The following is a 12800-nucleotide window of genomic DNA, read 5'->3' as shown; positions in this document are numbered from 1 at the left end:
TTCTATGCTTCTTATCATCAGTTGCTGTCGTCTAGTTGCTATTGCTAGGAGAAAACAATGAAAAAGACACAAAAGCTGATAACTAAGTCAGCACAATGAAATGATCACAAAAAACGTGTGCCATCGGACGATCTAAGTAGATCGTCCAACGGCACACTGATAATTTTTGGCTTACCTTTATTTCTCAGCTAATTTTTATTTCTCAAAGCCTTCAGCAACGGCTTCTGGATAATATTCTTCCACCAAATGAGCACAACGCCCGCAAAGTGTTGGCAGTTTCTCATCCACTCCGACATCTGTCCGCACTTGCCGACAACGGTCGCAAACTTCACCATCGGCTTTTTCGATCAAGATTGCACCATCTTCAAATTGTAACGCTGCTTCTGGAGCGGCACTTCCTGCCTCTTTGATTTCGAAGAAGTCTGGTGAAATGATCAATAATTGGGCCAAATCAGCATCAACAGCCGTTAATAGGTCTGCCAGCGGTTGTGATGGATAGATGGTCACTTTTGCTTCCAATGACTTACCAATCAGTTTTTCATTCCGTGCTTCTTCTAGTGCTTTCAGGACATTGTCACGGAATGAAAGAAATGCCGTCCACATATCAAGCAACTCAGCTTGATTCGCAAATGATTCATAACTTGGCAATTCAGCTAGTTGAACATAGGCTTCCTCTTCTTTTAAGTGAGACCAGATTTCTTCGGCTGTGTGAGGAATGATTGGCGTCAACAATTTTGTCAAAGCCACTGCCGTTTGGTAAAAGACAGTTTGCATTGCTCGCCGTTGTGGATCATTTTCCGCTTCGATATAAACAACATCTTTCGCAAAGTCTAAATAGAAAGCAGAAAGATCGCCAGTCAAGAAATTGATGATCGTCTTATAGATATGCAAGAAATTGTATTTCTCATACCCATCTTCACGAATGGTTTTGATCGTTTCGTTTAATCGAACCAGCATGTATTTGTCTACAGAGCGTAAGTTTTCATAAGAAACCATATCCGTTTTTGGATCGAAATCAGCCGTATTGGCTAATAAGAAACGCATTGTATTACGGATCTTACGGTAAACCTCGGAGACTTGATTCAAAATATCCATTGAAACTCGGACATCTGCTTCATAATCTACACTGCTAACCCAAAGGCGAAGGATATCGGCACCCATTTGTTTGATTACTTTCTCTGGAGCAATGGTATTTCCAAGAGATTTACTCATCTTCCGGCCTTCACCATCCAAGGTAAACCCTTGAGACAAGACTGATTTGTAAGGTGCTTCCCCATTGATCGCCACACTTGTGGTGATACTTGAGTTAAACCATCCACGGTATTGATCTGAACCTTCCAAATACATGTCAGCTGGGAAAGTCAACTCTGGACGTTGACGCAAGACTGCTTCATGAGAAGAACCAGAATCAAACCAAACATCCATGATATCTGTTTCTTTAGAGAATTTGCCATTTGGTGAACCCGGATGCGTAAAGCCTGCAGGCAATAATTCTTCGGCTTCTTTTTCAAACCAGATATTTGATCCGTGTTGTTCAAATAGCGTTGCAACATGTTCGATCGTTTCTGGCGTAATGATTGCTTCGCCGTTTTCGGCGTAGAAAATCGGCAGTGGTACCCCCCAGGCACGTTGACGTGAGATGACCCAATCGCCTCGATCACGAATCATGTTGTACAAGCGTGTTTTGCCCCAAGGAATGATCCAGTCCACTTTCTCGATTTCATCAAGGATGTTTTGACGGAATTGATCGATTGAAGCAAACCATTGTGGTGTTGCCCGATAGATAACAGGTTTTTTGGTCCGCCAATCATGAGGATAACTATGGACAAAGAAATCAAGTTTCAATAATGCACCTTTTTCTGCTAACAAATCGGTGATCATTGGGTTCGCTTTATCATAGAAGATTCCTTCAAATCCTGGTGCTTCTTCCGTAAACATCCCACGACTATCGACAGGAGATAGGACATCTAATTTGTATTTTTTGCTTACGATGTAGTCGTCTTCCCCGTGCCCAGGAGCAGTATGAACCAATCCAGTACCTGCTTCCAGCGTGACATGGTCACCTAGCATCACCAATGAAGTCCGATCATAGAAAGGATGCTGGCCAGTCATGTATTCTAGTTTTTCTCCAGCAATTTCTTGCAAGATTTCAACACTTTCCCATCCAATAGCTGCTTGAACAGTCTCCAACAAATCTTTGGCGATTACAAATTTACGGCCATCTGCCATGATTTGAACATAAGTAAACGTTGGGTTTACTGAAATTCCTAAGTTTGCTGGTAATGTCCAAGGTGTCGTCGTCCAAATAACGAAAGATGTATCTTCATCAAGGATTCCTTTTCCATCTGCTACAGGAAAAGCGACATAGATCGAAGGTGATTTGACATCTTTGTATTCGATCTCTGCTTCTGCCAATGAAGACTCGCTGGATGGTGACCAGTAGATTGGCTTTAATCCTTTATAGATGTAGCCTTTTTCTGCCATCTTTCCGAATACGCGGATTTCAGCAGCTTCGTAATCAGGTGTCAAAGTGATGTAAGGATGATCCCAATCACCTGAGATTCCTAAACGTTTAAAGTCCTCACGTTGGGTATCTACTTGTGTCAAAGCATACTCTTCGCATTTTTTGCGATATTCCGAAAGTGTCATTTCTTTGCGTTTGATGCCCTTGTTTGTCAGCACTTGTTCGATCGGCAATCCATGCGTATCCCAACCTGGTACATAAGGTGAGCGGAATCCTGACATTGATTTAGAACGTACAATAATGTCTTTACTGATTTTGTTTAATGCATGACCAATGTGGATATTGCCATTCGCATAGGGAGGGCCATCATGTAAGACAAATGTTGGTTTCCCTTCGTTCAGTGCTTGTCTTTGTTGATAGATATTTTGTTCTTCCCAATCTTTTTGCCATTCGATTTCGCGATTAGGCAAATTTCCCCGCATCGGAAAAGCCGTTTTTCCCAGATGCAATGTTTCTTTCATCTTCATTGTATTCGCTCCTTTTACTGATTACTCATGATTATGGCATGTGCAAGCACATGTCGATCAAACAATTTTGTCTATCCTGCCTCAATTTCAGTGAATTCACTCATTGAATCGACCAAATCCTTCTAATAAGCCCATAGGCTATGAAGCTATAAAAAAAACACATCCATCCCGGAAAGGGACGAACGTGTTCGTGGTACCACCCAAATTTTATTGTCAGTGACAATTCTTTGTTGATCGGTAACGAGATCAAACGTTGGACTCTACCACTGTTCAAGACCAAGACTAACAGATGATCTAATTTCTTACAGGGTTTTATCCGGCTTCCACTCTCCCAGACTCGCTTTAAAAGTATAAGAAATTTTTCTGTTCTGTATATTAGTCATTTGTTTTATTTAATTCATCTAGTAATTGACGTGCATCATCCAATGTTTTCACTTCTGGATTTTCTTCTACATCAATTTCTTTCTCACTGGATTCCACGATTTCTACTGGACTCTCCACTGCTTCTGAGTTTACTTCAGAATCATTTTCGCTGTCAAGTTCTTTTGATAAAACTTCTTTGATTACTTGATGAGAATCTTTTACATAGCTAGAAAATGGCGCCAAAATTTCTTCCCATTCTGGACTTTTTACTTGCTCTAATTGTGTTTGCAGCATAACCAAAAGATTGTTGTGGAAAACACGCGTTTTCTTCTTCAAATCATTGGTTTCAGTTGCCAATTGACGCGCATTATTGGTTGCATCCGTCAGAATTTCTTTGGCTTTTTCTTCTGCAGCTGTTGTCAATGCATGAGCGCGTTTTTCGGCATTCGTTACTAATTCATCTGCACGGTTTTGAGCAGAAGTAACGATCACTTCAGATTCTTTGCTTGCGCTCGTTTTTACTTTGTCTGCGGTATCTTGAGCCACGATGATCGATTGGTTCAATGCATCTTTCAATTCATTGAAATACTCAAGTTTTTCTTCTGCATGCTTCAATGATTTTTCTAGTTCACGGTTCTTTTGAACAGCTTCTTCATAATCACGAACGATCATATCTAAGAAGTCATCGACTTCATCCTGATTGTAACCGCGCATTTTTACTGAAAAGCTTTTGTTTTGAATATCTAATGGAGTTAATGCCATAAGTTTACACCTCTTTGTTTTATTTACGTAATACACCTAATAACAATCTAACTTTTTCTTTTTTTGTCGTGCCTTCTAACCCCTGAATCTGGATACGCCCAAATCCTCTGATTGATACGATATCCAGTAGATCCAACATAAAATCCGGACGTAATGTTTCTGTCCAATTGACTTTCACTTTGCCAGACTCGATGAGTTGTTTGGAACGCTGGCGCGAAATATTATAGACAGCAGAAATGACAGTATCCAAACGGAGAGAGCTGACCGTTTCTCGTTCTTCGCTCCAGCCGTCTTTTGGTACGATCAATTCCGTGTACTTCGTTTCTTCGAGGCGAACTGAGACATTCCCGATTTTATCGACCTGTGTTTGGACAAAATGACTGATTTCGCTTGCCACAAATACTTGCCAATTTTCCCCATCAGAAATGATGTCACCAAAGTATTCCCTTTTGACCCCTGTGCCCATTAACGTTCCTAAAACCTTCCCATGACTTAAAACCGTGAATTTTTTTGGATAGATAATGGTGAATAATACCAAATCAAATTCTTCACTTGCTGGTTGGTAATAGTCTGGGTAGATCAGGCACCGTCTTCTTTCAGCAGCTTCATATCCGCCAAAAAATTGAAAACTCAAATCGGTTGATTGCCGAATCAGACTTTCTAAAATATAGGCTTGCCGCGGATCAAGAAAATCTGTTAAATAGGGTGCGTATTGCATCTGCACTTGTTCGATCCAGCCTTGCGCAGAATCAATAAAAGGGTGCTCATCGCTTCGAAAATGCTGATAGACATTTGCGTTCATCGATATTCACCCCTTACGTTAGAATAAGATTGCTTGTAGAAGAACGAACAGACCTTGCGTTGCTAGCTGCAGAACGATAATGGCAAATGCAATCGTAAAGTCGATGCCAGCGAAACTCAGATTTAGACGATCAAACAAACCTAGATATGGTTCACAGATTTTTGCTAAGAAACGTCCAAATGCTGATTGGTATCCTCCCGGAAACCAAGAAAGCAAGGCATAGATCACTAATAATACTGTATAGAGATATACTGCATCACTGAATAGATTTAATAACCTAAAGACTAAAATATGCTTTCCTCCTTGACTCAGATATCGAAGAAATTACTATCTGCTAATGTTTGAGCAGTTCCCTCGATCTCCATTCCTTTTGGCGTACATAAGAAGATTTCATCTCCAACACGCTTGATATCGCCATCTTCAGCGTACACTGTTCCCGTCAAAAAATCAACTATTCGCCGTGCTTGGTACTCCTCAATTAAATGAAAATTAACAAGTACTGCATCGCCATTGATCACTTGTTTCGCGATTCCCATCGCTTCTGAATAAACTCTTGGTTCTACGATAGTAATCTTGCCTGCAGCCTTGGACTTTATTTCTTTTGTTTTGGGATTACTGCGTTGTTGGGCCATAGAAACGACCTTTTCCTCTGTCTTCTGGACAGGGCGTTGTTGTCTTTCAAAGGACGCACTTGATGCTGTTGAACGCTGCGCTTGCGCTTGCTGTGATGGCATATGGCTTCGTGAAAATGTATTCGTTGGATTTTCAGCACGAGTCGTGCGTGGTGCAACATAAGAACTACCTTGATTGACGGCGATATTTTGCGGGGATCGCACAGATTCTTGAGCTACCACGCTTTCTTCGTAATAATCTTCTTCATCTGTCAATCCAAAAAAATTGGTCAATTTCTCTTTTAAAGACATATGTCAACCTCCTTTACTCCTGAAATAATGCGGTGCCGATGCGAACAACTGTCGCACCCGCTTGGATCGCAACGGCAAAATCATTACTCATTCCCATACTTGTTTCTGTACATGGAGCATGTGCCAAGTGCAGCGCTGCGATTTTTTCTTGTAATTCTTTCAACTGATGAAAATAATGGAGCTGCTCTGCTTCTGAAGAAGCAAGTGGTGCCATGGTCATCAAGCCGATGACATTGATTTTATCAAAGGGCTGCAACTCTTCAATAAATGAAACAACGTCGTCTGGTGCAATTCCTTGTTTACTTGCTTCACCTGAAATATTGACTTCTACAAAACAAGCAATCGTTTTTGCTGCTCGTTTTTGAATTTCTTGCGCCAATTTCAGCGATTCTAACGCATGGAAATAATCAACTTCATTTATAATTGATTTTACCTTTCTGCGTTGCAAATTACCAATAAAATGCCAGTTTACTTCTGGAAAGTCTGCTAGTTGCTGCTTTTTTTCCAGGAGTTTTTCTACTCGGTTTTCCGCACAGTCAGTGACACCGGCTTCGATGATCTTCCGTGTTTTTTCACTATCGACAGATTTTGTCACAGCAACCAGACGAACCTCACTTGCTTTTCTAGAAACAAGAGCACAAGAATCCTGGATCTCTTGCTGGATCTTGTGCAAGTTCTCAGAAATCATGTGCTCTGCCTCCTAGCGTTTGCGACGGAAGAATGGTGGTGTACTTAATTCATCGTCGTCATTTGTTTTTACTTCATCTCTATTGAATGTATCAAATTCTTTTTTTTCAACATTCTCAAATTGGCTTTCTTCTACTTTAGGACGAACGTTTTGTTCTTTACGAATATCCCAATCACCAAAGCCATGATCATCTTCTACGTGTGAAGGTTTCGCCTGATCCATATCTAACGTTGGTTTTTGTGGAATTGAATGGATTTGACTTTGTCTGCTTGTACGAGAAGAGCGTTCCTTTTTTGAAGGATCGATACCTGTTGCAATCACAGTCACACGGATTTCATCTCCTAAGTCTTCATTGATTGAAGTTCCTAGAATAATATTTACGTCGCCTGTTGCAGCACTTGCTACGATATCAGAAGCATCTTGTGCTTCAAATAAAGTCATGTCTAATCCGCCAGTGATGTTCAGTAAGACTTGTTCTGCACCATCGATAGATGTTTCTAGCAATGGAGAAGAGATCGCCTTTTTCGTTGCTTCGATGACACGTTCTTCGCCGCTAGCAACACCAATACCCATCAATGCTGTTCCTTGATTTTCCATTACTGTTTTCACGTCAGCAAAGTCCAAGTTGACATAGCCTGGTGCAGTAATCAGATCAGAGATTCCTTGTACCCCTTGACGCAATACATTGTCTGCTTCACGGAATGCTTCCAGCATTGGTGTCTTCTTGTCAACAACTTCCAATAAACGGTTGTTGGAGATGATCAATAATGTATCGACGTTTTCTTTTAGTTTTGCAATTCCTTCAGCTGCGAAACGGCCGCGTTTTGGTCCTTCAAATGTGAATGGACGAGTTACTACGCCGACTGTCAATGCACCGATTTCTTTGGCAAGTTTTGCAACGATCGGAGCTGCCCCAGTTCCGGTACCTCCACCCATGCCGGCAGTGATAAAGATCATATCAGCGCCTTGCAAGGAATCACGAATTGCGTCTTCACTTTCTTCTGCTGCTTTTTCTCCAACTTCAGGTTGAGAGCCAGCACCTAGACCGCGAGTATATTTAGGGCCTAATTGGATCACTGTTTCAGCTTTTGAATTTTTCAATGCTTGCACATCTGTATTGGCAGCGATAAATTCGACACCTTTAACGTTTTCTTCGATCATACGGTTGACAGCATTGCCGCCGCCGCCGCCGACACCGATAACTTTGATTACAGCGCCATCATTGATATTGTTATCAATTGAAAATTCCATAGTTTATCTTCCTCCTGAGTATCGTTTTAGATTATTCAAAGATATTTGAGAAGAAATCTTTTACACGATTCGTGATCGATTCGCCTTTCTTCTCTTCTTCTGGTTCTTCATAAGTTTCTTCTGGAGCCTCATACTGCTCATAAGAAATCTCTTGTTGAACAGCAACAGGTTGTTGCGTCGTACGTTCACCCGTGATTGCGCTTTTAGCAAGCTGATAAACTTCACTTAAATTAGCAGAATAATCAACGATACTGATCACATTAGTGAAAACCGGATTTCTCAATCCCATATGGTTTGGCACGTATAATTTCACATTTGTTTCGAAGACTTCCTGTGCTAAATCGACAACGCCAGGTAAGCTAGCAGCTCCGCCAGTCAAAATAATTCCGCCTGGTAATTCAAACGCATCGATTTCATTCAAGACATCTTTTGATTTATTAAAGATTTGCTCCATCCGTGCTTCGATGATTTCAGCAAGATACCGTTCATCGATTTTGACAGGTTCAGATTTACCAATGACGTCCACTGGGAATTCTTCGCTTGCCGATGTACGTTCAGGATAAGCATCACCATAATTGATTTTTAGCGCTTCTGCATTATTGAAAGAAGTATTCAACACAGTAGAGATGTCTTTTGTTACAAATTCTCCACCTTCTTGATTGACATGGGTGAATTTCAACTGTTTGTCATGCATTACCGAAGTTGTTGTTTGACCGCCACCAATATCAATCACGATCGTACCAAAATCTTTTTCGCCATCTGATAAAATCGATTCAGTCAAAGCTAGTGGTGTGATCACAAGTTCGTTAACAATCAAGCCGGACTTTTCAACACATTTGCGAATATTGTGCAAAATCGTTTTAGGGCCTGTATAAACTACCCCAAACATCTCCAAGCGGACACCGATCATTCCGCGAGGATCTTTGATCCCTTCAAAGCCATCCACAGTAAACTCTTGCGGTAAAATGGCAATGATCTGTCTTTCAGGAGGTGTAGATCGAACGAGCGCTGCTGATGCTACGTTACGCACGTCGTCATCTGTGATTTCTTTTGATTCGCTGTTGACAGCAATCATCCCTTGGCAATTTTCAACTTCTAACAGATTGGCTGGCACACCCACGCTCACACTGCGAATTTGGATACCCGCTTTTTCTTCTGCTTGTCTTACTGCTCTTTGGATGGCTTGAACCGTCTTGTCAATGTCTACAATGATTCCGCGGTTGATTCCTTCTGATTTTGCATTTCCTACACCAATAATGTTCATTTGGCTATCAACGTATTCAGCTACAACAACTTTCACAGATGTCGTACCAATATCGAGGCCAACATACATTCCCGTTTTTGCCATGGATGGGGTTCCCTCCTACTTAATTTGCATATATCGCGAACCTTGAAAAGTTCGTATTTATATCTAATTAGAATAATTTGTTCACTGTTACCAATTCTACCATATAATAGCGATTTTTAGAAACAAGTTAATGAAAAAAACTCTTGAATTTTTCCTAAGAATCCCCTTCGGTCGATTGTTCTGTTGCCGAGTCACTGTCTTTTGTATTGGAAATCGGATAAGTAAAGATGCCCACTTCCATATCGATGATACTGTCTTCTTTCAAATCTTTTGCGATTTGCGGATAATACTGCATTTGACTAGCCATATTTGAAATGTTCACAATCACTTGGTTACCATCATTCATATAGATCGTTAACAACTCGTCATTACTGTCCCGAGGCGTGTACTTGATTTGAGAAATTCCTTCACGAATCTCTTGACTGAGCTTCTGATAAGCAGTCAGTACTTCTTTGATTTTTGACTGATCTGAAAAGCTCTCTAAAATAGGTAGTCCTTCCAGAGGCTGGTCACTCGGTTCATTGACCACGACACCACTTTCAAGAATAGGTGAATAATGATTATCGCTTGCTAGCAATGCCACCTCTTGGTACTCCGATACCCGAATCTTGAACTGGTTTAAAGAAGTGATTGTCACTTGAACATTTTTGACACGAGGCAACGCTTTTTTGATGGCTTGTTCCGTTTGTTCGCTGTCAAAATACTGCGGCCATATTTCTTCTCCAGTCGTTAATTCCGAATGTTCAATAATTGATTGGGCGGACACTTGATCATTGCCCACGACTTTAACATCCGCTAACTTACTCAACGGGGAGACGTAATACAGAATAAATAACAACGGGATCAGCAAAACACCAATAATCAACAGCAATCGGCGCAACAATACTCGATTACGGTATTTTTTTAAATTGGGCAATCGATCAGCAAAAGAGCGGGGAGCTTGTTCTGAATCTTCAGTCTCTGCGCCTTCTTCGTGCTTTTCTTCTGTTTGGTCTTCTGATTGTTCTTCATCTGAGTGAATCCCGGAAATGACAGAGGGTGACCATACAGGTTGATCGCCTTTTTCTTTTTGATAACGCAGATTTTCTTTCTGCCAAGGGGTCAATTCTTCAGTCGTGGGGGTGGTTTGATTATCATGAGATTTCTTATCTTTACTGATGACAATCTCTCCTTTCTATCCAACACATTGTACTATTTGATTACCTCTTGCACAAGTCGAAATAGTCGCTCAGATGCATCACCGATTCCTTGCTCTTTCGACGCCTTTGCCATTTCCATCCGTACGTTTTCATCACTCATGATCGCATCGACACACTCAATTAGATTTTGACTGTTCAACTCATTGTCCGCAATCATCTTGACTGCCCCAGCATTGACTAAGCTTTGCGCATTTTTTGTTTGATGATCATTCGTCACATAAGGACTAGGAATCAAAATCGCTGGTAATCCCAATGCAGTAAATTCAGCGATCGATGTAGCGCCAGCTCGTCCGATCAACAAGTCACTATTCGCCATGACTTCTGCCATTTGATCGATGTAGGGGCGAATGCTGATATTTGGAAAGGCATCTTTCGACATACCGATCTTCTCTTCGATTTCTTGGTAATAACGGTCACCAGAAGCATATAACAGTTGATAATCTTTCTTTGCAAAAAGCGGAATTGCTTCGATAATCGCTTGATTGATTTTCAGTGCTCCTTGACTGCCGCCAAAGACTAAAACAGTTTTTTTCTTAGGGTCAAGGTCATAGGAAGCAAGGATCGCAGACTTCTGACTGTTTTTTACTTCTTGCCCGCGGGGATTCCCCACCAAGACCGTCTTCTTATCCGGAAAATAGTGCGCTGCATCCTGAAAAGCAATAGCAATCTTGTCCACATATCTGGTCAAAAATTTATTAGTGATTCCAGGAACACTATTTTGTTCATGGATGATCGTTGGGATCTTAAGTACTGATGCCGCGTAGACCACAGCACCAGAGACATAGCCACCTGTCCCGATCACTACATCCGGTTGAAATTCTCTGAGTATTTTCTTTGCTTCACGATAACTTTTCAGGAAAAGTTGGACTGTTTTGACATTGTCCAATGAAAGTTTTCGTTTAAAGCCTTGTATTTCTAACGTCTTAAAAGGAATCCCGGTTGGTGGAACGATTTTGTTCTCTAATCCACGGGTAGCCCCAATATATAAAAATTCAGCTGTTGGATCAATGGAACGAACATAATCGACAAAAGACAATGCCGGATAAATATGCCCGCCGGTTCCACCGCCAGTTACTAGTATTTTCATTCACTTCGCTCATTTCTGTTAAGTTCTGCTACTGCCGCCATAAATTTATCCCCCCGTACTTCAAAGTTCGGGTATTGGTCCCAGCTTGCATTGGCCGGTGATAATAAAACGGTATCTCCCGGTTGGCTTAATTGATAAGCCAAAGGAACAGCTGTAGTTACATCTTCTGTCAATTTAATCGTTTTGATTCCTGCTTTACGTGCGGCTTCAGCAAGTTTCTCTTTTGTTTGTCCGAACAAAACAATCGCTTTGAGATCTTGCAGTGATGGAATCAGCTCATCAAAGGAGTTGCCGCGATCCAATCCTCCAGCCAACAAAATCAACTGATCCTTTTGGAAACCACCTAAAGCCATCTCTGTCGCCAAGCTATTTGTGGCTTTCGAATCATTGAAAAAGCGAACCCCTTCAATCGTATCAACATACTGAGTACGGTGAGGTACACCGCTAAATGTATGCAATGCTTGAACGATAGCCTCATTTGCTATCCCTTCTAATTTTGCCACTGCGATTGCAGCTAATGCATTTTCAACATTGTGACTGCCGGGAACGCCCAGTTCAGAAACAGGCATGATTGCCTCATCTTTGAAATATAACTGCTCTTCAAAAAGATACGCACCGGCCACTTTTTGTTGTGTCGAGAATGGAATCACTTTTGCTTTTGTTTGTTGAGAAAGTTCGACTAATTCTGGCTGGTTCCAATTGATGACTAGAAAATCTTCTGCTGTCATATTTTGCTGCAGCCGCCATTTAGCCCGCACGTATTCGGATCGATTGCCATGATAATCTAGATGAGCTTCATAAATATTCGTGATGACTGCAATCTTGGGATGTAATGTTTCGATCCCCATCAATTGGAAGCTGGAAAGTTCCATGATCAAGCGATCTTTAGCGCTAGCGGTTTGGGCGACGTTACTTGCTGGAAAGCCAATATTTCCAGACAACAATGCCCGGCCTTCACTAAATCCCGTATTTAAAACATTAGCGATCATCGTAGTGGTCGTGGTCTTTCCATTCGTTCCAGTGATTCCAATGATCGGTGCTTCCGAAATTTTGTAAGCTAACTCTACTTCCGTAATGATTGGGATATTTTTCTCGATCGCTTTTTGGACAATAGGCTGATCATAAGGAATCCCAGGATTTTTGACCACAAGTGAAAAACCCTCATCCAGTAGTTCAATTGGGTGACTGCCGGTGATTACTTTAACGCCTAACGCCAAAAGATCCTGTGCTTCTGGATTTTCGGCAAAGGGTTTTCCGTCATTAACAGTAACAAGCGCGCCCAAATCATGTAACAATTTAGCCGCACTGAACCCACTTTTTGCTAATCCTAGCACAAGAACTTTTTTATTTTGATATTCATTTATATTTTTCATATGATTCCTCTCT

At 41.3% G+C, this 12800-nt stretch carries 11 protein-coding genes; all 11 read right to left on the bottom strand.

Annotated elements, in window-relative coordinates; translation table 11 throughout:
• Positions 1 to 195: 195 nt before the first annotated feature.
• The 11 genes from ileS to murD all read right to left on the bottom strand — a co-directional run bounded on the left by ileS (position 196) and on the right by murD (position 12787).
• Entirely contained in the window at positions 196 to 2991 is a 2796-nt protein-coding gene (gene ileS / locus EGX73_RS09595) for an isoleucine--tRNA ligase (protein ID WP_005471892.1), read from the bottom strand.
• A 375-nt stretch (positions 2992 to 3366) separates the two neighbouring features.
• Positions 3367 to 4116, bottom strand: a complete 750-nt coding sequence (locus EGX73_RS09590) for a DivIVA domain-containing protein (RefSeq protein ID WP_003127647.1) — start codon at positions 4114 to 4116, stop codon at positions 3367 to 3369.
• A 19-nt stretch (positions 4117 to 4135) separates the two neighbouring features.
• Positions 4136 to 4918 (bottom strand): RNA-binding protein, encoded by a 783-nt coding sequence (locus tag EGX73_RS09585; RefSeq protein WP_003127645.1) that lies wholly within the window; start codon positions 4916 to 4918, stop codon positions 4136 to 4138.
• Between the two features lie 18 nt (positions 4919 to 4936).
• Positions 4937 to 5209, bottom strand: a complete 273-nt coding sequence (locus tag EGX73_RS09580) for a YggT family protein (protein WP_029487179.1) — start codon at positions 5207 to 5209, stop codon at positions 4937 to 4939.
• A 17-nt stretch (positions 5210 to 5226) separates the two neighbouring features.
• Entirely contained in the window at positions 5227 to 5841 is a 615-nt protein-coding gene (locus EGX73_RS09575) for a cell division protein SepF (protein ID WP_005471891.1), read from the bottom strand.
• A gap of 13 nt (positions 5842 to 5854) precedes the next feature.
• A complete protein-coding gene (locus EGX73_RS09570) occupies positions 5855 to 6529 on the bottom strand; it encodes a YggS family pyridoxal phosphate-dependent enzyme (protein WP_003127642.1) in 675 nt (224 codons plus the stop codon).
• 12 nt (positions 6530 to 6541) lie between these two features.
• On the bottom strand, positions 6542 to 7780 hold the full coding sequence (gene ftsZ, locus EGX73_RS09565) for a cell division protein FtsZ (RefSeq protein ID WP_003127641.1): 1239 nt from the start codon (positions 7778 to 7780) through the stop codon (positions 6542 to 6544).
• A gap of 31 nt (positions 7781 to 7811) precedes the next feature.
• Positions 7812 to 9128: a cell division protein FtsA gene (gene ftsA / locus EGX73_RS09560; protein WP_003127640.1), complete on the bottom strand. Its 1317-nt coding sequence runs from the start codon at positions 9126 to 9128 to the stop codon at positions 7812 to 7814.
• Positions 9129 to 9282: 154 nt separating this feature from the next.
• On the bottom strand, positions 9283 to 10233 hold the full coding sequence (locus EGX73_RS09555; RefSeq protein ID WP_003127639.1) for a cell division protein FtsQ/DivIB: 951 nt from the start codon (positions 10231 to 10233) through the stop codon (positions 9283 to 9285).
• 86 nt (positions 10234 to 10319) lie between these two features.
• Complete coding sequence (gene murG, locus EGX73_RS09550; RefSeq protein WP_003127638.1) at positions 10320 to 11414, bottom strand: undecaprenyldiphospho-muramoylpentapeptide beta-N-acetylglucosaminyltransferase; 1095 nt, start codon at positions 11412 to 11414, stop codon at positions 10320 to 10322.
• Positions 11411 to 12787, bottom strand: coding sequence for a UDP-N-acetylmuramoyl-L-alanine--D-glutamate ligase (murD, locus tag EGX73_RS09545; protein ID WP_003127636.1), 1377 nt, complete (start codon positions 12785 to 12787; stop codon positions 11411 to 11413). The genes murG and murD overlap by 4 nt, the downstream gene beginning before the upstream one ends.
• Positions 12788 to 12800 lie beyond the last annotated feature (13 nt).

The organism is Enterococcus sp. FDAARGOS_553 (assembly GCF_003812305.1).
In the GTDB taxonomy this organism is placed as follows: domain Bacteria; phylum Bacillota; class Bacilli; order Lactobacillales; family Enterococcaceae; genus Enterococcus_D; species Enterococcus_D gallinarum.
This window is presented reverse-complemented; position numbering and strand designations above follow the sequence as displayed.